General features: G+C 41.6%; 20 protein-coding genes. 8 read left to right on the top strand and 12 right to left on the bottom strand.

The genetic code is table 11. The annotated features are described in order from the left end of the window. Positions 1–20 precede the first annotated feature (20 nt). Genes mrdA through rsfS form a run of 3 tightly spaced genes read right to left on the bottom strand, consistent with a single transcriptional unit; the run spans position 21 to position 2,741 of the window. Positions 21–1,910 (bottom strand): peptidoglycan DD-transpeptidase MrdA, encoded by a 1,890-nt coding sequence (mrdA, locus tag M998_RS05920; RefSeq protein WP_068441422.1) that lies wholly within the window; start codon positions 1,908–1,910, stop codon positions 21–23. Positions 1,911–1,941: 31 nt separating this feature from the next. Further along, a complete protein-coding gene (gene rlmH, locus M998_RS05915; RefSeq protein ID WP_068908030.1) occupies positions 1,942–2,412 on the bottom strand; it encodes a 23S rRNA (pseudouridine(1915)-N(3))-methyltransferase RlmH in 471 nt (156 codons plus the stop codon). A 2-nt stretch (positions 2,413–2,414) separates the two neighbouring features. Beyond that, a complete protein-coding gene (gene rsfS, locus M998_RS05910) occupies positions 2,415–2,741 on the bottom strand; it encodes a ribosome silencing factor (protein ID WP_073890061.1) in 327 nt (108 codons plus the stop codon). 261 nt (positions 2,742–3,002) lie between these two features. On the opposite strand from rsfS, the gene M998_RS05905 reads away from it, so the two are divergent. After that, positions 3,003–3,716, top strand: a complete 714-nt coding sequence (locus M998_RS05905) for a YbgA family protein (RefSeq protein WP_068908058.1) — start codon at positions 3,003–3,005, stop codon at positions 3,714–3,716. On the opposite strand, the gene nadD is transcribed toward M998_RS05905, so the two are convergent. The 8 genes from nadD to M998_RS05865 all read right to left on the bottom strand — a co-directional run bounded on the left by nadD (position 3,707) and on the right by M998_RS05865 (position 11,922). Continuing rightward, the gene (gene nadD, locus M998_RS05900) at positions 3,707–4,381 is read right to left on the bottom strand and encodes a nicotinate-nucleotide adenylyltransferase (RefSeq protein WP_068908028.1); all 675 of its coding nucleotides are present in this window, start codon (positions 4,379–4,381) and stop codon (positions 3,707–3,709) included. The genes M998_RS05905 and nadD overlap by 10 nt on opposite strands. Then, a complete protein-coding gene (gene holA / locus M998_RS05895) occupies positions 4,371–5,405 on the bottom strand; it encodes a DNA polymerase III subunit delta (protein ID WP_068908027.1) in 1,035 nt (344 codons plus the stop codon). Before holA ends, nadD begins: the two co-directional genes overlap by 11 nt. Beyond that, entirely contained in the window at positions 5,405–5,944 is a 540-nt protein-coding gene (gene lptE / locus M998_RS05890) for an LPS assembly lipoprotein LptE (RefSeq protein WP_068908025.1), read from the bottom strand. Before lptE ends, holA begins: the two co-directional genes overlap by 1 nt. A gap of 12 nt (positions 5,945–5,956) precedes the next feature. Then, positions 5,957–8,539, bottom strand: coding sequence for a leucine--tRNA ligase (gene leuS / locus M998_RS05885; RefSeq protein WP_068441441.1), 2,583 nt, complete (start codon positions 8,537–8,539; stop codon positions 5,957–5,959). Positions 8,540–8,770: 231 nt separating this feature from the next. Further along, positions 8,771–9,496 (bottom strand): amino acid ABC transporter ATP-binding protein, encoded by a 726-nt coding sequence (locus tag M998_RS05880; RefSeq protein ID WP_068441443.1) that lies wholly within the window; start codon positions 9,494–9,496, stop codon positions 8,771–8,773. Further along, positions 9,493–10,170 (bottom strand): glutamate/aspartate ABC transporter permease GltK, encoded by a 678-nt coding sequence (gltK, locus tag M998_RS05875; RefSeq protein ID WP_068441743.1) that lies wholly within the window; start codon positions 10,168–10,170, stop codon positions 9,493–9,495. Before gltK ends, M998_RS05880 begins: the two co-directional genes overlap by 4 nt. Before the next feature lie 4 nt (positions 10,171–10,174). Continuing rightward, positions 10,175–10,915 (bottom strand): amino acid ABC transporter permease, encoded by a 741-nt coding sequence (locus M998_RS05870; RefSeq protein ID WP_068441446.1) that lies wholly within the window; start codon positions 10,913–10,915, stop codon positions 10,175–10,177. Positions 10,916–11,028: 113 nt separating this feature from the next. Continuing rightward, the gene (locus tag M998_RS05865) at positions 11,029–11,922 is read right to left on the bottom strand and encodes an amino acid ABC transporter substrate-binding protein (protein WP_068441449.1); all 894 of its coding nucleotides are present in this window, start codon (positions 11,920–11,922) and stop codon (positions 11,029–11,031) included. Positions 11,923–12,593: 671 nt separating this feature from the next. On the opposite strand from M998_RS05865, the gene M998_RS05860 reads away from it, so the two are divergent. The 5 genes from M998_RS05860 to M998_RS05840 all read left to right on the top strand — a co-directional run bounded on the left by M998_RS05860 (position 12,594) and on the right by M998_RS05840 (position 17,014). Next, positions 12,594–12,989 (top strand): metal resistance protein, encoded by a 396-nt coding sequence (locus M998_RS05860; protein WP_068441452.1) that lies wholly within the window; start codon positions 12,594–12,596, stop codon positions 12,987–12,989. A gap of 47 nt (positions 12,990–13,036) precedes the next feature. Continuing rightward, positions 13,037–15,115, top strand: a complete 2,079-nt coding sequence (locus M998_RS05855) for a protein-disulfide reductase DsbD family protein (RefSeq protein WP_068908023.1) — start codon at positions 13,037–13,039, stop codon at positions 15,113–15,115. Next, a complete protein-coding gene (locus M998_RS05850) occupies positions 15,112–15,840 on the top strand; it encodes a DsbA family protein (RefSeq protein WP_068441458.1) in 729 nt (242 codons plus the stop codon). Before M998_RS05855 ends, M998_RS05850 begins: the two co-directional genes overlap by 4 nt. Positions 15,841–16,097: 257 nt before the next feature. After that, on the top strand, positions 16,098–16,598 hold the full coding sequence (locus tag M998_RS05845) for a protein disulfide oxidoreductase (protein WP_068441462.1): 501 nt from the start codon (positions 16,098–16,100) through the stop codon (positions 16,596–16,598). Between the two features lie 137 nt (positions 16,599–16,735). Further along, positions 16,736–17,014, top strand: coding sequence for a VF530 family protein (locus tag M998_RS05840; RefSeq protein ID WP_068908022.1), 279 nt, complete (start codon positions 16,736–16,738; stop codon positions 17,012–17,014). On the opposite strand, the gene M998_RS05835 is transcribed toward M998_RS05840, so the two are convergent. Then, complete coding sequence (locus M998_RS05835; protein WP_068908057.1) at positions 17,011–17,724, bottom strand: NUDIX hydrolase; 714 nt, start codon at positions 17,722–17,724, stop codon at positions 17,011–17,013. The two genes, M998_RS05840 and M998_RS05835, sit on opposite strands and share 4 nt — an antisense overlap. Positions 17,725–17,874: 150 nt before the next feature. Between M998_RS05835 and M998_RS05830 the strand changes: the two genes are divergently transcribed. Continuing rightward, on the top strand, positions 17,875–18,897 hold the full coding sequence (locus M998_RS05830) for an SPFH domain-containing protein (RefSeq protein WP_068441468.1): 1,023 nt from the start codon (positions 17,875–17,877) through the stop codon (positions 18,895–18,897). Then, a complete protein-coding gene (locus M998_RS05825; protein ID WP_068908020.1) occupies positions 18,894–19,817 on the top strand; it encodes a diacylglycerol kinase catalytic domain-containing protein in 924 nt (307 codons plus the stop codon). Before M998_RS05830 ends, M998_RS05825 begins: the two co-directional genes overlap by 4 nt. Positions 19,818–19,869: the final 52 nt, after the last annotated feature.

The raw sequence follows: 19,869 nt of genomic DNA, 5'->3' as shown, positions 1-19,869 counted from the left end.
ATTATTCGTTAGCCATCTTATTAACGGTCTTCCTCAGTACCGGCAAGTGAGCTTTCTACCTGCGTACTATTATCGCCTAAAAGGACATGATCGAAGATTTGGCGAACTAAGTCGCCGACTGTTGGACCTGCGCCACCATTTTCAAGAATGATAGCCACTGCAATGGTCGGTTTATCATAAGGTGCGTAGGCAATCATCAGCTTATGGTCACGCAAATGTTCTGCAAGTTTGCTTGCGTTATAGGTTTCATAACTAAATACTTGTGCGGTACCTGATTTTGCGGCCGCTTTATAAGGTGTACCCACGAAGCTGCGTCGGCCCGTTCCATTCGGTGCATTTGCAACGCCATACATACCTTGTTTTGCTAGCTCCCAATAACCTGAATGGATATCGCCAATCTGTTTAGTTTCGGTATCTTCATAAGGGACCATGGCATTACCCAGTTTGGTTCCGTAAAGCAAATGAGGTGTTTTGACTTGCCCGTCATTAATGAGTGTCATCAAGGCTTTTGACATTTGAATCGGCGTTGCAGTCCAATAGCCTTGGCCAATACCAACAGGGATCGTATCCCCTTGATACCAAGGTTTTTTATAGCGTTTTTGTTTCCATTCACGGGTTGGCATAATCCCTGAACGCTCTTCTGAAATGTCAATCCCGGTATATTCGCCAAAACCAAAGCGGGTCATCCATGCGGAAAGGCGATCAATCCCCATATCATAAGCAACTTGGTAAAAGAAGGTATCCGCTGATTCAATAATCGACTTCATCACATTCAGTTTGCCATGTCCCCAGCGCTTCCAGTCTCGGTAACGTTTTTCTGAACCGGGAAGTTGCCACCAACCGGGATCAAAAATAGTGGTATTTGGTGTTATGACTTTTTCACTGAGTGCGGCGACTGAAATAAAAGGCTTAACCGTTGAGGCTGGTGGATATAGCCCTTGCGTAGTTCTGTTAATGAGTGGTCTATCAGGATTATTGAGTAGTGCTTGATAATCTTTATTGGAAATCCCATTCACGAATAGATTTGAGTCATAACTTGGATTAGAAACTAACGCTAAAATTTCACCATTACGAGGATCGGTAACGACAACGGCAGCACGGCTGGTTGTTAGTAGCTTCTCAATATAAATTTGTAGCTCAAGATCTATCGTTAAATAAATATCGCGACCTGCTTGTGGAGGTTGTTCATGAAGTTGGCGAATAACACGGCCTCGGCTATTGACTTCAACTTCTTCATAGCCTGTTTTACCATGAAGAACATCTTCGTAATAGCGTTCGATACCGAGTTTACCAATATCATGGCTAGCAGCGTAATTAGGTAATAACCCTTCTTTATCAAGCCGTTCGACGTCTTTATCATTAATTTTTGCGACATAGCCGATAACGTGGGTTAATGCGGAACCATAAGGGTATGAACGACGTTGATAGCTTTTAACTTCAAGCCCTGGGAAGCGGTATTGATTCACAGCAAAGCGAGCGACTTGAACTTCATCTAAGCGTGTTTTTAGCGCAATAGAGGTAAAGCGACGCGAACGCTTCCGCTCTTTTTCAAAATTAGTAATGTCTTCATCGGTAAGACCGACAACATCTCGCAGTTTTTCTAGTGTTTCTGGCAGGTTTTCAACTTTTTCAGGGACGATTTCGAGTTGATAGAACGTGCTGTTGAGTGCGAGTTGCGTTCCTTTTCGGTCATAAATAATACCGCGGCTCGGCGCGATAGGAACGAGTTTAATTCGGTTATCATTTGAGCGTGTTTGGTAATCTTCATGACGCACAATCTGCAAGTGATACAAATTAGTGATGAGTAGGGCAGTCAAAATGACGATGATGCCGAAAGCAATAAGTGCTCGGCGTATAAATAACACTGACTCAGCAGTATGGTCGCGAAAAGGGGTGCGTTGTGTTTTCATCCCATAGCCATATTGAACATATTAAACCTGACTATTCCCTATGATAAGGATGATTAGTCGTAATACTCCATGCCCGATAGAGACTTTCGGCAACAAGGACACGAACAAGAGGATGAGGCATTGTCAGTGCTGATAGCGACCAACTTTGTTCGGCTGCGTCTTTACAAGCCGGCGCTAGGCCTTCAGGGCCACCAATCAACAAGCTAACATTGCGGCCATCTTGCTTCCATTTATCAAGCTGTACAGCGAGTTTTGGGGTATCCCATTTTTCACCAGGAATATCCAAGGTGATGATACGGTTACCTTTGCCAACAGCGGCGAGCATTAATTCGCCTTCTTTTTCGAGAATACGTTTGATATCCGCATTTTTTCCGCGTTTTCCTGCAGGAACTTCGGTTAATTCAAACGGCATATCTTTAGGAAAACGATGGAGATAATCCATAAAGCCGGTCTGTACCCAGTCCGGCATTTTTGTACCAACGGCGATGAGCTGTAATTTCAAACTCAGCTCCAAAGCTTTTCGAGTTCATACATACGACGACTTTCGTCTTGCATGATATGCACAATGGCTTCGCCAAGATCGACAACAACCCAATCAGAAATGCCTTGACCTTCAACACCAAGAGGCATCAACCCATTTTTACGGCAAGCGTCAACCAATCGGTCAGCCACAGATATCAAATGACGACTTGATGTGCCTGTACAGATGATTAATTGGTCAGTAATACTTGATTTCCCTTGAACATCGATAGTGATGATATCTTCAGCTTTTGCATCATCAAGTTGATCGATTATAAATTTTTGGAGTTCAGTTCCTTGCAAAAGGTTCACCTTTTATTCAAATTGACAGAATATCATGTTAAACATTGCTTATAGTATGCCTATGAACTGGGGATTAGACCCATTTGAGGCGTTGCCATTTTACCCTAGATTTCAATAAAAATCGGCTAAATTCTTTTTTATTCATAATGGTTCGAAATTTATAGGGATATCTAAGCATTAGAGCAAGGAATTTATACTAACTTTACAAAATTAACTCAGTCTTCAGCTACTCCAAAAGTATTTTAGAATAAGAGGAATATTGTGCAATTAATGAAACCAAAAATTTTCATATTTGATGAAATAACGTATCCATCATCCGAGATACAACAGTTAACCAATTCTATTGCGGAATGTTTTTCGCCAGAGAAATTTAAACCCACTGATTATGAAAGCGTAGGTCTTATTTATCCAAATAATCAAGCGCAAAAGGTACTTGCATTTTTTCCTGCAAGTTTACCGATGATAGCCGATGTTGAATGGCATGATTTGCAGAAACTCGACCATTTTTTTACGCAACTTTATCTTTTACAACGGATTGAAAAACTTGCGCAGCAGTTAACGCATCATGAAATTATCCTATTTCACAGTCGGCACAAGTATCTCATTATGGCGTATTCACCGATCGGTTATCAATTAACCGGAAAATTAGTGGCCGAGCTAAAAAAAGGCGATGATTTAAAGCTGCTTTTTTCACAATATAAAGCCCATTTAATGGAGATATTCGGCTGCATGCCATCGAAAAATATTCAAGTTAATGCACTTAGTCACATGCAGGGTTATTTTAAACGAAAGGCCTCACCAGATGAGAAAAAGCACTTACTCGGGTTAATTAATGATTATCGCGAGGGGAGTTTACCGATTAGCCAGCCATTAGCGATGATGCAACAGTTACTGACGCTATATCCTGATAATTATTTAAGTGGGCAATATTATTTTGAGCCATATCCTAATTGTGAAAAGCTCAGAAAGTTACCTTATTTTTGATAAAGGTGATGGGAGCGAATATATTCAAAAACCTTAGGAGGGAGTAATTCATTGCATAAATTTCCAGCGCTTAATTTTTGACGAATTTCGGTGGCGGAAATATTAACTAAAGGTGTATCAGCAAGATAGACATAACCATGCGGAGCATTGCGTAATTGGCTTGGATCTTCGGTTCTATGTTGTTTTAGCCACGCTTGCATTTGTACATCGTTAAAATCAGTCGCATAGCCTGGACGAGAACAAACCAATAAATGACAGTTATCAAGAAGTTTATCCCAACCGTACCATGACTTAATTGATAACAGAGAATCTTGACCAATGATAAATGCTAACGGTTGTTGTGAGCCCATCTCTTGACGCAGGGCGGTTAGTGTATCAAGAGTATATGATGGTGTATTTCTTTCCAGTTCACGGGTATCAATGGTAAATAATGGATTGTCTTGAATGGCCAAGCGCACCATTTCCAGCCGCTGTATTGGATTTGCTTCAGGTTGTGGACGATGCGGTGGAACATGATTTGGTAATAAGATAACTTTTTGTAAGCCGACTTGTTTAGCAAGCGCTTCAACTGGGTGTAAATGCCCATAATGGATAGGATCAAAAGTCCCCCCAAAAAGTGCTTGGAGACCTTTAGATTCATTGTTGATAGGCTTTTTACAGGTCATGAATAAAATTCTCGGCTAAAGATTTTCCACACAGTAACATAGATAAAGCCTGAAGATCCGGCCATGCGGAGTGGCTAAAATCTTGTTTGGTATGGAGTTCTGCTTGTGTCAGTAACATGAGCGCAGATTGTAGCTGATGTTGGCTCAGGCGTTGAAGTGCCTCACCGAGCAGTGCACGTCGGTTTTGCCAAACCTTGTGCTGGTCATATAAGGTCTTGAGTGGCGTATTAACAGATTGACGTTTCAATGTTATCAGCAATATAAGATCGCGTTGAATTGAGCGCAGTAAAATAACAGGCTCCACATCTTCTTGTTGAAGCTGCTCTAAAATATGCCATGCACGACGTGATTTTCCTGCCAGTATCGCATCAACCCAATGATAAGGTGTAAAATGTGCAGAGTCATTCACGGCATTTTCAACACGTGGGTAGGTTAACTTGCCGTCAGGGTAAAGTAATGAAAGCCGTTCAAGCGCTTGAGCAAGACCCAGTAAGTTACCTTCGTAGCAATAACAAAGCAGTTGGTTTGCTTCCGCCTCTAAAGACAGTTTTAGGCTATAAGCCCGTTTTGAAACCCATTGGGGCAGACGCTGGTATTCAGGTGTTAAGCAACTGATATAGATGCCATCTTGGCTAATTGCTTTAAACCAAGCGCTATTTTCCTGTGCTTTAGTCAGCTTATGTCCGCGTAAAATCAACAGCAGGTCACTGTGGAGTAGCTGTGCTAATTGAGCCAGCTTTTCTGCCATTGCTGCATTAGGGCCATTTTCGGGGAGCAATAAAGTGAGGGTTTGACGACTCGCAAATAGGCTAAGCGCCTGACATAGGCTAAAAATTTCATCCCAGTCAGTATTTTGCTCTAATGAAAACGTAAAATGCTCTTCAAAACCTTGTGCTTTCGCGGCATTGCGAATGGCATCTTGGCTTTCTTGAAGAAGTAGGGGCTCATTGCCCCAGATTAAATAGCGGCCTCTTAGAGACTCTTGTAACGAAGAGGCCAGCTGTTCAGGATAAATACGTGTCATTATGGTTGAGTTGCAGGCTCGGCAGTTTGTGCTTTCGCTTTTTCAAGTTCAGCCGTATGAACAAGCAGTAATTTACGTACTAAAATACGCGCTGCTTGTTCTTGCATTTCTTGCTTAACTAACTCATTTTCAGCATCTTTTGCCAGTGCTTCCAATGGATTATCAAAAAACACTTTCTCAACTTGGCTTTGCAAAGGATAGATAGCGCCATCTGGCATCAATACTTGTGCATTCATGACAAAGGTCAACTGTTTCTCAGCGGCTTTACCATCTTGATAAATTGACACAGTTTCTGTTTTTTCAGATGAACTGATAATTTTCAAAATCGGCACACTCGCATCCCCAGACTCAAGGATGGTGACATTATTGAGCCTGAGTTGTCCCCTTAGCGCTCGAGTGAGGTAGCTGTAAGGATCATTTGAACTTAGCTGCAATGTTTTCAATTCATCAGGAATTTGTGTTGTTCCTTGAAGGCGAAAACCGCAGCCTGCGGTGACGAGCACCGCAAGGCTTAAAAATAAAGTTATCAAATAACGCACCTGGCCTCCTTATCAGCCAACCACTAAGTTCAGCAATTTACCTGGGACATAAATGACTTTGCGGATAGCAACGTCTTCAAGATATTTTGCCACACTGATTTCTTGCTTCGCCATATCAAGAACAAATTCTTGGTTGGCATCTGCGGGAACGGTAATACGACCACGAACTTTACCATTAACTTGAACAACAACGAGTTTGGTGTCATCAATCATGGCTTTTTCGTCAGCAACAGGCCAGCTAGCAAAGTCGATGTCTTCATTATGACCCAACGCTTGCCACATTTCGAAGCAAGCATGAGGAATAATTGGAGACAACATCAGTGTGATCGCCTCAAGAGATTCTTGAACTAACGCACGATCTTGCTCAGTTTCTTGTGGTGCACGAACTAATTTATTCATGAATTCCATAACAGCAGCAATAGCTGTATTGAATGCGTAGCGGCGACCAACATCATCAGTCACTTTAGCAATCGTTTTATGTAAATCACGACGTAAATCTTTTTGCTCAGCCGTTAATGCATTGATATCTAGGGGTTGAGTTGCCCCTTTTTGTGAGTGCTCATGCACTAAACGCCATACACGACGTACAAAGCGGTTTGCGCCTTCAACGCTTGATTCTTGCCATTCGAGGGTAAGCTCTGGTGGTGCAGCAAACATCATAAACAAACGAACGGTATCAGCACCGTATTTATCAACCATCAATTGTGGGTCAATACCGTTGTTTTTGGATTTAGACATTTTGCTCATGCCAGTATAGGTCAGTTCATGACCTTCACTGTCTACGGCTTTGATAATACGATTCTTTTCATCGCGTTCAACAATTGCATCGGCAGGCGAAATCCAAACGCGCTGACCATCATTGCCGATATAATAGAAAGCATCAGCCAGAACCATACCTTGGCACAGCAAGCGTTTTGCAGGTTCATCTGAGTTGACGAGTCCAGCATCACGCATTAATTTGTGGAAGAAACGGAAATACATCAAGTGCATGATGGCGTGCTCGATACCGCCAATGTATTGATCCACGGGTAACCAATAGTTTGCAGCCGTTGGATCTAACATGCCTTCTTGATGTTGAGGGCAAGTGTAACGTGCGTAATACCAAGAAGATTCCATGAAGGTATCAAAGGTATCGGTTTCACGCAGTGCTGGCTGACCATTAATGGTCATTTTTGCCCACTCAGGATCGGCTTTTATTGGGCTGGTGATCCCATTCATAACCACATCTTCTGGTAAAATAACCGGAAGTTGGTCTTCTGGAATAGGAACAACGGTGCCATCTTCGAGAGTTGCCATTGGGATTGGTGCGCCCCAATAACGTTGGCGTGAAACACCCCAGTCACGTAGGCGGTAGTTAACTTTACGTTTACCCGCACCAACAGCAACCAGTTTGTCTGAAATAGCATTAAAGCCTGCTTCGTTATCGAGACCGTTAAATTCACCTGAATTAATCAGTGAATTTTTTTCAGTCATGGCGCCTTCTGACAGGTCTGGTTCATTACCTTCAGCATTTGCAATGACGGCTTTAATCGGTAAATTGTATTTGTGTGCAAACTCCCAGTCACGCTGGTCATGTGCTGGAACTGCCATCACAGCGCCTGTTCCATATTCCATCAAAACAAAGTTAGCTACCCAGATTGGCAGTTTTTCTTGTGTGAGTGGATGGATAACATAAATACCGGTCGCCATACCTTTTTTATCCATCGTTGCCATTTCAGCTTCGGCGGTTTTGGTGTTACGGCATTCATCGATAAATTGCGCGAGTTCTGGGTTATTCGTGGCAGCTTCTTTTGCCAGAGGATGGCCAGCGGCAACAGCAACATAAGTTGCACCCATAAAAGTATCTGGGCGAGTGGTGTAAACCGTTAATGTTTCATCACGATCTGCCACATTAAAGGTAATTTCCGTTCCTTCTGAGCGACCAATCCAGTTGCGCTGCATGGTCTTAACTTGCTCTGGCCAATCTTCCAGTTTATCGAGGTCGTTCAGCAACTCCTCTGCATAGTCAGTGATTTTAATAAACCACTGCGGGATTTCTTTACGTTCAACAGGAGTATCACAGCGCCAGCAGCAACCATCTACCACTTGTTCATTAGCCAGCACGGTTAAATCATGTGGGCACCAGTTAACTGCAGAGGTTTTTTTATACACTAAACCTTTTTCATATAATTTAGTGAAAAACCATTGTTCCCAGCGATAGTACTCAGGGGTACAAGTGGTGACTTCGCGGTCCCAATCATAACCAAAGCCCAGCATTTTGAGCTGACCTTTCATGTAATCGATATTGGCATAGGTCCAAGGTGCTGGGGCGGTATTGTTTTTAACTGCTGCGCCTTCAGCGGGTAGGCCAAACGCATCCCAACCAATAGGTTGGAGAACGTTTTTCCCCAACATACGTTGGTAACGAGAGATTACGTCACCAATGGTGTAGTTACGCACATGGCCCATGTGAAGTCGACCAGAAGGGTAAGGTAGCATGGACAGGCAGTAGTATTTTTCTTTGCTGTTGTCTTCTATCACTTTGAATGTTTCTTTTTCATCCCAGTGACGCTGTACTTTAGGCTCTATATCTTCTGGACGATATTGTTCTTGCATGGCACCGATAATCCTATGGAATAAGTAATGCGTGAATGTTTTTCTTTAACTTAGATCGCTATAGCATAACGGATCATGCCTAACAACAACAAGCCTTAAGCAACATTGCTCTCCATATTTTCATTTTCAAAAAAATTTATCGATCAAAAGCCAGATAATAGGCGGGATGATGTCATTGAAGCAGTGAAGCCCTTTCGGGCTTCCTGCAAGCAGAGCGGTGACTGAGTTAAATTAATGCAGAATTTTAGCGAGGAAATCTTTGGCGCGGTCAGTTTGAGGATTAGCAAAAAAGTCTTCTTTTTTACTGTCTTCAACAATTTTGCCTTCATCCATAAAAATAACACGGTTGGCCACTTTTTTAGCGAAGCCCATTTCATGGGTTACCACCATCATGGTCATGCCTTCATTGGCAAGCTCAACCATAACATCAAGCACTTCGTTGATCATCTCAGGGTCGAGTGCTGATGTGGGTTCATCAAATAACATGGCGATAGGATCCATGCATAATGCTCGCGCAATCGCAACGCGCTGTTGTTGCCCGCCTGAAAGTTGAGCTGGAAATTTATTCGCATGGTTAGATAAACCTACACGCTCTAATAGTTTTAGTGCTTTAGCTTCAGCTTCTTTTTTATCCCTATTTAATACTTTAACTTGTGCTAGCGTTAAATTCTCAATGATTGAGAGGTGAGGGAATAGCTCAAAGTGTTGAAACACCATGCCGACTTTAGAACGTAGTTTAGCGAGGTCAGTTTTTTTGTTATTGACCTGAATATCATTGACAAAAATCTCACCCTGCTGAATAGGTTCCAAACCATTCACTGTTTTTATTAATGTGGATTTACCAGAACCAGAAGGCCCACAGACCACTACAACTTCGCCTTTTTTGACTTCAGTTGTGCAATCGGTGAGTACCTGAAATTGGCCATACCATTTAGATACATTCTTCAGGGTTATCATGAAACAGTCCTTTTCTTAAGATAATTCACTAGCATAGAAGTGCCAAAACTAATAATAAAGTACACCAGACCTGCAAACAGCACCATCTCTACTTGCGTACCATCACGCTCACCAATGTTGGTTGCGGTGCGGAAAAAGTCGGTCAGACTCAGTACGTAGACAAGTGAGGAATCCTGAAATAACACAATACCTTGCGTTAGCAATAATGGAACCATCGCTTTGAATGCTTGTGGTAACACAATGAGTCTCATGGTCTGCATATGCGTCATACCGAGCGCTAGCGCCGCAGAGGCTTGGCCTCGGGAGATACTTTGAATGCCTGCTCGGATAATTTCTGAGTAATAAGCCGCTTCAAACAATGAAAAGGCTATCATTGCAGAAATCAAACGAATATCATTTTTTGGTGATAAGCCTAGAACATTTTGTAATAAGGTAGGCACAATCAAATAGAACCACAGCAATACCATGACGAGGGGGATTGAGCGGAAAGTATTGACGTATAGCACCGCAAACCAGCGGATCGGTGCGAATGAAGACAAACGCATAACAGCAAGTACGGTTCCCCACAAAATGCCCACCACAATGGCTGTGACCGTGATTTTTGCTGTAACGATGAAGCCATCAATCAAAAATGGCATACTCGGTGCTATGGAACTCCAGTCAAAATCATAAATCATCTTATCGCCCTCCCAGTGTGCCAGGTAAGCGAACTTTACGCTCAAGCAGGGTCATCAATATCATAATAATCACGTTGATACCGACATAGCCTAATGTAATTGCCGTGAACGATTCCCAAGCGTGAGCCGAGTAATCAAGCAGCTTTCCAGCTTGTGCTGCCATGTCAACCAACCCAATGGTTGATGCGATAGCCGAGTTTTTGACTAAGTTAAGCATTTCCGAGGTCATTGGTGGCAAAATGACACGATAAGCATTTGGCAATAAAACGTAACGGTAAGATTGCGGTAACGTTAATCCCATGGCTAAAGCCGCACTTTTTTGTCCTCTAGGCAGTGATTGGATTGCGGCACGAACTTGCTCTGTCATTCGAGCTGCGGTAAATAGACCAAGGCAAAGCATCGAAGAAATGAAGAATTGGTAATTTGGATCTAACTCCATTTTAAACCAATCACCTATAGATTTAGGCAGCAGCTCAGGAACCACTAAGTACCAAGTGAAGAATTGAACAATGAGTGGGACATTACGAAAAAGTTCGACATAGGCTGTGCCTAAAAAAGCTAAAAAGCGGTTAGGAACAGTGCGTAAAATACCGAAAAATGAGCCGACTAAGAAAGCGATGATCCATGCGCAAATGGATAATGTAACCGTGACTTCAAGGCCAGATATTAACCACCCTAAATAGGTGGTATTCCCAAACGGGGCTTCCTGTAGGAATATTCCCCAATTCCAATTTATAGACATAATATGACTTCCTGTGGGCAACAACATTGTCCCGAAAACTGGGAAGAGGATGCAAGGCGGGGAACGACCGCCTTGCAATTCTTACTTCCAGTAACACCCTGTTTGTCTTTTTATTAGTTCAATGCTTTATCGTTAGGTGATTTGTATAATGCTTTCATTTCATCAGACAACGTAAATTTCAGGTTCAGGTTTTTAGGTGGGATAGGTTGGTTAAACCAACGATCAAAGGATTTTTCAGCTACGCCAGATGTTTGTGCTTTAGCAATTGTGTCATCGACGAGCGCTTTAAATTGAGGGTCATCTTTACGCAGCATACATCCGTATGCTTCTTCTGTTTGTGGTTTGCCCACGATTTCCCAAATAGTCGGTTTTTTGGCTTTAGCACGCTCACCAGCAAGAAGTGCGTCATCCATCATAAAGGCAACTGCTCGGCCTGATTCTAGTGTGCGGAATGAGTCACCATGATCTTTTGCACTGATAATGCGCATTTTCATGTTTTTCTCATCATTTAACTGATTAAGCAGAATTTCAGAGGTTGTTCCCGAAGTGACAACCACGTTTTTACCTGCAAGATCGGCGAAGTCTTTCACGCCAGAATCACCTTTCGTCAGCAAACGTGTTCCGACAACGAAGATAGTATTAGAGAAAGCGGCTTGTTTTTGTCTTTCTAAATTATTGGTCGTTGAACCACATTCGAAATCAAATGTGCCATTTTGGAGAAGTGGAATACGATTTTGTGATGTAATGGGGATAAGTTTTACCTCAAGATCAGGCATGTTGAGTTTCTTTTTCACTGCATCGACGATTTCGTTTGAATAATCTTGTGAATAACCAACAACTTTTTGGCTGTTATCATAGTAAGAGAATGGGACAGAAGATTCACGGTGACCAACAACAATCACACCATTGTCTTTAATTTTTTTCAGAGTGCCATTTAACTCTTCTGCTTGAACTGCACAGGTAGCACCTAGAATCATCATCGATAATGCAAGCTTACTTATACGCATAATTACAGCTCCTTTAGAACATCGGTGTATAACCCTCATACTTCAAGTTGCAGGGATGTTGACTACGTTCAGCGACCTGTAACTCGAATTATTTTGGTTTTATTGTGTTGTGCTTGCTGATGTTTCGCAGATTTCATCAATGCCGCGATCATTAGCTATATGTTTTATTATTGTTAAAAAGTAATTAAAATTGTTAACTAATGAAAATGAATTGTTTCAAAATCGGGAGCTATCTCGCATATTATTTGGGCTGTTCTTGAATTACTGCACTAATATGGTGAATAGTTGCCTAAAATCGATAATCGCGCACTGTCTGGGTGCAAATCATCCTCATTTAGGATTCTCAACCACAGATGTTGCAATTTTTGTGCCTAGTTTCAGATAAGGATGAGTTTAAATGTGATAAATGAATGGTAATGTTTGTAAGGTTAGCCGTTGCTACTTGTACCGAATGTTTTGCTGTGTAAGATGTGATCTTTATTTGGCTTATATACTCGTCATTCATCACTTTATCGGGTTGTTAACGTCACTTAACTCGTCGAATCACACGCTTATGCATCACTGAGGTCGCGACGACATTTCCCTTGAATTATTTTGGGTATAGATAAACAACGTACACAGGCCGAAAGCGGTTCACTGGTGTGGTTTTAGGATGATGATCTGAGACATAAATGAATAGGCATTTAAAATTAGGCAATGGATTAGTGATACTCGCCTGTCTGATGGTATTGGTTTGTATGAATCAAAGAGCCCTCGGAGAGCGTCTATTCGCCCATTTTTTAGTTCCGCATTCCGTTACACAGTTACACTCTAATCCTGAATCTCTGTTTTCCTATACTGAACAGCAAAAAGATAGCGACTCAAACCTTTCAACCTGTGAGCTCAGTGCCAAGTCTTTATTAACACTGATACCTGTTGTTATTGAACCGTTTTTCTTTGTGTTTCTTTCTTTGGCTGTACTCGCTGTTTTTTGCACTAACCTCTTTATATATAGAGCAAACCGTGAAGAGAAACATGCCCCTCCTAAAGTCAGGCTCCACTTACAGTTCTGTAATCTTCGGAATTAGAACACCACGATTTTTAGTTCGTTGGTGTCATTTATTCTGGAGGAACCATGCGTTTTTTTATTAATTCATTATTTATATTATTTGCTCTATTTTCGAGTAGCCTTCAGGCTGCCGATACGGGGTGGTTACAGCCTGCCAAAACGGGTTGGATGAACGATAACAGCCCAAGACATGCAGAAGTACGTTTACTTAGCTCTGCACAAGAAAACGGTAAAGTTAACATTTTATTAGATGTTAAATTGGAAGAAGGGTGGAAAACCTATTGGCGATCACCGGGAGAAGGTGGGGTTGCTCCTGCAATTAATTGGGAAAGCCCAGTTAATTCCGTTGACTGGCAGTGGCCAGCACCAGGGCGCTTTGATGTTGCCGGTATTTCAACACAAGGTTACATGGGGGATATCGTTTTTCCGATTACGGTAACCAGTGATGAAAAACTTGATAAATTATCGGGTGTTTTAACACTGTCTACTTGTAGCAATGTTTGTATCCTTACTGACTACCCGTTTGAGTTAGATTTAACAGAGCCAGCGCCTGCTGATTTTAGTTGGGCTTTTAACCAAGCTAAAGGCGGTGTTCCGCCAACGAGTGGCTTAGTTGAACAAACAAAAGTTGGTTTCTCTGGCGATAAATTGGTCGTTGAACTACAGAAAACGGCAGGTAGTGAATGGGGAAAACCGAATCTATTTACCGATGCGATTGAAGGTGCTGCATTTGGCGTACCCAAAATTGATGTGTCTGGAAATAACCTAACAGCAACGATTGATGTGGGTGATGACTGGGGCGGTGAAGCACCGGATTTAACCGGTAAAACGGTCTCTTTTGTTGTCACTGATGGTGATATTTCTCAGCAAGTTAGCAGCGAAGTTTCACCATTTACTGGCTCGATAATACAAAGCAGTGCTGGGTTAGCCATCCCATTATGGCAAATAATATCATTCGCATTATTAGGTGGACTGATTTTAAACCTAATGCCGTGTGTTTTGCCTGTTTTAGCCATGAAACTTGGCTCGGTATTGATGGTGCCGCAAGGTGAACAAAAAACGATCCGCCGCCAATTTTTATTATCATCATCCGGTATCTTAGTTTCTTTCTGGTTATTGGCATTGCTAATGACTTTGCTGCGAGTCGGTCAGCAAGTGGTGGGCTGGGGAATTCAATTCCAAAATCCGTGGTTTATCGGCTTTATGGTGCTTGTGACTGCATTGTTTACCGCAAACTTATTTGGTCTTTTTGAAATCAACCTTGGCAGCAAAGCTAATACACGTTTAGCGACAGCGGGTGGCCATAGTAATAGTGGGCACTTTTGGCAAGGCGTCTTTGCAACGTTATTAGCGACGCCTTGTTCTGCACCTTTTCTGGGCACTGCAGTGGCATTTGCGCTTGCTGCACCAATGGAACAGCTATGGCTTATCTTTACGGCTTTAGGTGTCGGTATGAGCCTGCCTTGGTTACTGATAGCCGCATTTCCAGCCATCGCCAAGTTATTACCAAAACCGGGTGCTTGGATGAGCAAACTTCGTGCCGTACTTGGCATGATGATGCTGGTATCGAGTTTGTGGTTAATTAGTTTATTGATCCCCCACTTTGGCGCCACTTACTCTATTATTATTGCAGTTATCTTCCTATTGTTACTTGTTGTTTTTCTATTAAAAAACAATGGAATAGCTAAAACAATACTGCCGTTTATTCTCTTTGCGATCCTTGCGGGTGGATTTAGCTGGATGGCGCTTGATCAAAATGGAGGCAGCCACACATTGGTGAAAGACAGTGTTGATTGGCAGCCTTTAACTGAGCAAGCAATCACGCAAGCACTTTCACAAAATAAGCGGGTATTTATTGATGTAACCGCAGAATGGTGCGTAACCTGTAAAGCGAATAAATATAATGTCTTGTTGAGAGATGAAATACAGCAAACATTAAGTGAACCTGATGTTGTGGCATTAAGAGGCGATTGGACGAAACCTTCTCCAGAAATTACCGCCTTTTTGCAACAACGTGGACAAGTCGCGGTTCCATTTAACCAAATTTATGGCCCTAACTTGGCAGAGGGGAAAATACTGTCAACGATACTTGATCGTGAATCACTATTATCAATTATGAAAGAGGCCAAAGGAGCCGAAAAATGAAAAAAACAATTTTAGCTGTTCTATTCTCATCGCTAATGCTGGGTGCAACGGCACATGCGGCTCCATTAACCGCAGATCAAGAAGCACAAGTCCGTAAACTAGTGCGTGATACGCTGGTTGAAAATCCTGAAATTCTTGAAGAAGCGATTGTTGCTTTGCAAGCAAAACAAGGTGAAAAGCAACAAGCACAGATGCAAGAGACATTAAAAGCAGAGCATAACGCACTGTATAATGATCCCACTAGCCCACGCATTGGCGCAAAAGATGCAAAACTGGTTTTAGTTAGCTTTACTGATTTTAACTGCCCGTTCTGTAAGCGTTTTGATCCGCAACTGGTTGAGTTAGTGAAAAATAATCCAGATGTCGCGGTTGTTATCAAATACTTACCTTTCAAAGGCCAAACGTCATTAGACTCATCACAACTAGTGATGACGCTGTGGCAAGAAGATCCAAAAGCCTTCGAGGCCTTACATCATAAATTTATGCAAAAGCAAGGCATGCTAACGGATGCAAACATTAAAGAAGCGCTTAAAGCAACAGGCAATGAGAAACTTAAAGCCAGTGACAAAAGTCGTGAAGGTATCCGCACAAATATGATGTTAGCGGAAAAGTTGGGTGTGAATGGCACGCCAGCTACACTTGTCGGCGATGAGTTGATCCCCGGCGCGATTGATGCTCAGCAGTTTGAGGCAATAGTTAAAGATCAGCTCGCCAAGCTCAAATAAATTCTCGTCATATTTCACGCTGTGGCAGTGTTGGCTTCACTCGGTTACTCGGGTCACATACTTTTGTATGCTCCCCAAGATAACCTTGTTTTGCCGCCTAGCCACAACGCGAACTATTTAGAGAATAATTTTTTGTCGTATTTCGGGCTGTAACGCGAACTATTTAGAGAATAATTTTTTGACGTATTTTCGGGCTGTAACGCGAAATATTTAGAGAATAGATTTTCGGCGTGTGTTTATGATTTGGGTTAAACACTATGACTAGATTAAAAAAGTGGTCTAAAGAACTTATTGTATTGGCAATTATTTTATTTGTTGCTTTTACGGTGATGGACCTTTGGCGTAAGCCACAAAGCTTAGCTCCGGTATTGTTGGAATCGCAGGCACTGGCTAATGGCGAAACAATTTCATTAGCAGAACTTAGTAAAGAACAGCCGATCTTAGTTTATTTTTGGGCGACATGGTGTGGGGTCTGTAAAATAACATCACCCACAGTCTCTGATTTATCTAAGTCGGGAGTACCTGTTATCTCCATCGCAATACGATCAGGTGAAACATCGCGTCTGCTTACTGGAATGGAAAAGAAGGAATTAGAATTTCCTGTTATTAATGACATCAATGGGCAGCTTGCCAATATTGTAGGCGTGAGCGCTACACCCACATTTATGATTATTGATAAAGGCGAGTTAGTGAGTTTTACGACAGGATGGACAAGCTATTTGGGGCTAAAAACGCGTTTGTGGTTAGCTTCGTTTTAAAGAGAATAATGGTTAAAACGCAGTTGTTGAATATCGGCTCGCGTTTTAACGCATTAATTTCCTATTTTTTACTTGCATGCATTATGTTGATTGGTTACCTTCTCCATAATTTTTTGCGGTACTTAACAGGATAGACCATGACAGCACACAATTCTAAAGACCCATTACATGGTGTGACACTTGAAATGCAGATTAACGCATTGGTTGCCAAATATGGTTGGAATAAGTTAAGTAACCTTATCAAGATCAATTGTTTTAAAAGCGATCCTAGTGTTAAATCGAGTTTAAAATTCTTGCGTAGAACACCTTGGGCCCGCGCTGAGGTAGAAGTGCTATATTTAGATTCATTCAGTGACGATGAGATGGATGAGCCTGATTATCCAGACTCTGATCCATGGGGCAATCACCGAGCTTAAAATTCTAAATTTCGAATAAAACGATAGTCAGCAGATTGTGATTTTAGTCGATACAGATTTGCCGGTCTGCCACGTTCGTGACGTTTTTCTCCCGTATCAATCAATAAATCTGCTTGTTCTAAACGGCGTCTGAAGGATTTATTTTGTATCGACTTGCCAATTAACACTTCATGCACATGCTGCAATTCCGACAAAGTAAATACATCAGGCAACGCAAAGCCGGGTACGATGGAATATAGCGATTTCTGTCTTAAACGTTCATGTGCTTGCTGGTAAAGTTCTCTATGATCAAAGGCAAGCGACATACTTTCAATTTCATCAATAGAAACCCATCGCACTGAATCCACACTATCAATATGCGCTTCACAAGATTGGTGCGCGATGAGTGCGGTATAACAAACGGTGACAGACCACCCACGTTTATCTCGTTGCTGACCCCCTACTGTACAAAGCTGCTCAATATAAGGAGGGATCACGCCCGTCTTCTCTTTTAGCTTGCGTAAAACGGTATCTTCCAGCGTGTTATCACAGCTTTCATCAATAAAGCCTCCCGGAAGTCCCCATTTGCCTTTTTCGGGATGGTTCGCTCGCTCAACTAAAAGTACTTTTAGTGTATTTTCATGGTATGTGAATAAAACAGTATCGACGCTAATTAAAGGGGATAAATAATCATTTCGATTATAATTTTCTAAAAAATCTTTTTCATTCATCGTGTTAGCATTTAAACCAAGGTTAATGACCAATGATGAAATCATACGTTAAAAAATACTTATTGTCATTAAGACATTTATGTCTTGACTTGTTAGTGTCTATAAGACAATAATTAATTACTGTCATTAAGACATTAATAGGAGCTACATATGTTTAACTTTAAATATTTCAAATCAGATTCATCAACATTCGTTATTCAATCCGTGAATGGTTCAGTACGTAAACAAGGTAAAGGGATCAGCTTTTGGTACAACTCAGATACCACATCTATCGCCGCTTTACCCTTGAATGCACAAGAAGCACCGTTTATTTTTAATTTACAAACAGCGGACTTCCAAAGTTTGCGTATTCAAGGACAAATTTCGTTTCAGGTGAAATCACCGGAGAAAACGGCAGATGTTTTAAATTTCAATCTAACGAAAGATGGTAAATCTTATGCATCCGAGGATCCGTTGAAGTTAAGTGATCGGGTAGTGCGCACGGCTCAAACGCTGATCCAAGCCAAAATTCAAAGTACATCTCTACGTGATGCATTGTTGATGAGCCAATCATTAGTCAGTCTGGTGACGAAGCAACTTACTGATCATTCCTCAGTCGATTCACTCGGTATTCAAATTTTAGATGTTTCAATTGCGGCGATTACGCCATCACCAGAGACGTTAAAAGCATTAGAAGCGCAAGCGAGAGAATCGATTCTTAAAGAAGCAGACGATGCCATCTATGCAAGACGCAAATTTTCAGTAGAGCAAGAAAGAACAATTAAAGAAGCTGAATTAGAAACAGATTTATCCGTGCAAGCCAAACAGCAGCAAATTGCAGAGGCTCGTCTCGATAATGAACGTACTTTGTTACGTGAAAAGGCTGAAATTGAGCAAGAAGAATTAGTTGCACAGGTGCATTCGGAAGCGAAGCGTAATGAGTTAGTCGCGCTAAGTGTTGAAAACCAAAGAATTCAATCTGATGCAGACGCTTATTCAATTGAATCAAAAATGAAAGCTTATAGCCACTTACCCGTTGAAAATCTAAAAGCAATGGCGTTGGCAAAAATGAATCCAGAGCAATTGATGGCAATGGCATTCGAATCTTTAGCGCAAAATGCAGGAAAAATTGGCGAATTAAATATTTCCCCTGATTTATTCGGTCAGTTAATGAAGAAAGGGCAAAAATCATGAGCGGATCAGCGGATGTACGTTTTGTGTTAGTGATGAGGAAAACACGTTTACAAGAACTGATTGAGCGGTTTAATACTTGGCCACAAGCTAAGTTTTACCTTGAACATAATAATGTGGAGGTGAATGATTATCTTGAAGAGCATGATAATTATCAGAGACAGTTAACTCAGGCTGAATCAATACTTAAATTATTAGGTCGTTTTCAATTATTAGAAAGAAAATTATTACCGAGCTACCAGTTTTCATCACGAGATATTGTCATTGTGATCGGGCAGGATGGTTTGGTCGCAAATACCCTTAAATATTTAAACGGTCAACCCGTTATAGCGATAAATCCGGATCCCACACGTTGGGATGGTAAATTATTGCCCTTTGAAATAGGGCAGTTACATGAGATTGTCTCTAATACACTAAAAAATAAGGTCACGCATAAATCAGTCACTTTTGCCCAAGCAACGACGAATGATGGGCAATCAATACTCGCAGTAAATGACTTGTTTATTGGACCCAAAAGTCATACATCAGCGCGTTATGCCGTGAAATGGAATGGGCAGCAAGAAGTTCAATCATCATCGGGCATCATTGTCTCGACAGGGTTAGGTTCAACCGGTTGGTTTCAATCTATTTTAGCAGGTGCTCAAGCGATTTCAGGGGCAAATAAACATCCACTATCGCAAGGGTTTGGTTGGGGAGAAAATCGACTACAGTTTAGTGTCCGAGAGCCTTTTTTGAGTAAAACCACCGGCGTAAATTTAGTTTTTGGTTCGATAGAAAAAAATACACCATTATTATTAGAATCTTTAATGCCAGAAAATAGCGTGATTTTTTCCGATGGTATTGAAGATGATTTCCTTCTTTTTAATGCCGGTTGCATTGCTTCAATCGAGATAGCAAATGTACAAGGGCGGCTTATTGGCTAATTTAATTATTGCAATAGTCATAAAAAAAACCTCGATTGTGTCAATGATAACA

This window comes from Providencia heimbachae ATCC 35613, assembly GCF_001655055.1.
GTDB lineage: Bacteria > Pseudomonadota > Gammaproteobacteria > Enterobacterales > Enterobacteriaceae > Providencia > Providencia heimbachae.
The sequence above is the reverse complement of the archived record's forward strand: the minus strand, read 5'-3'. Positions and strand labels throughout refer to the sequence as shown.

Bases quoted from the DNA above. Each gene is read 5' to 3' on its own strand.
- M998_RS05880 (WP_068441443.1), bottom strand. From the start codon at position 9,496: ATGATAACCCTGAAGAATGTATCTAAATGGTATGGCCAATTTCAGGTA.
- leuS (WP_068441441.1), bottom strand. From the start codon at position 8,539: ATGCAAGAACAATATCGTCCAGAAGATATAGAGCCTAAAGTACAGCGT.
- M998_RS05865 (WP_068441449.1), bottom strand. From the start codon at position 11,922: ATGCGTATAAGTAAGCTTGCATTATCGATGATGATTCTAGGTGCTACC.
- nadD (WP_068908028.1), bottom strand. From the start codon at position 4,381: ATGACCTGTAAAAAGCCTATCAACAATGAATCTAAAGGTCTCCAAGCA.
- M998_RS05830 (WP_068441468.1), top strand. From the start codon at position 17,875: ATGTTTAACTTTAAATATTTCAAATCAGATTCATCAACATTCGTTATT.
- M998_RS05825 (WP_068908020.1), top strand. From the start codon at position 18,894: ATGAGCGGATCAGCGGATGTACGTTTTGTGTTAGTGATGAGGAAAACA.
- M998_RS05855 (WP_068908023.1), top strand. From the start codon at position 13,037: ATGCGTTTTTTTATTAATTCATTATTTATATTATTTGCTCTATTTTCG.
- holA (WP_068908027.1), bottom strand. From the start codon at position 5,405: ATGACACGTATTTATCCTGAACAGCTGGCCTCTTCGTTACAAGAGTCT.
- mrdA (WP_068441422.1), bottom strand. From the start codon at position 1,910: ATGAAAACACAACGCACCCCTTTTCGCGACCATACTGCTGAGTCAGTG.
- M998_RS05845 (WP_068441462.1), top strand. From the start codon at position 16,098: ATGACTAGATTAAAAAAGTGGTCTAAAGAACTTATTGTATTGGCAATT.
- M998_RS05850 (WP_068441458.1), top strand. From the start codon at position 15,112: ATGAAAAAAACAATTTTAGCTGTTCTATTCTCATCGCTAATGCTGGGT.
- M998_RS05840 (WP_068908022.1), top strand. From the start codon at position 16,736: ATGACAGCACACAATTCTAAAGACCCATTACATGGTGTGACACTTGAA.
- M998_RS05860 (WP_068441452.1), top strand. From the start codon at position 12,594: ATGAATAGGCATTTAAAATTAGGCAATGGATTAGTGATACTCGCCTGT.
- M998_RS05905 (WP_068908058.1), top strand. From the start codon at position 3,003: ATGAAACCAAAAATTTTCATATTTGATGAAATAACGTATCCATCATCC.
- M998_RS05835 (WP_068908057.1), bottom strand. From the start codon at position 17,724: ATGAATGAAAAAGATTTTTTAGAAAATTATAATCGAAATGATTATTTA.
- M998_RS05870 (WP_068441446.1), bottom strand. From the start codon at position 10,915: ATGTCTATAAATTGGAATTGGGGAATATTCCTACAGGAAGCCCCGTTT.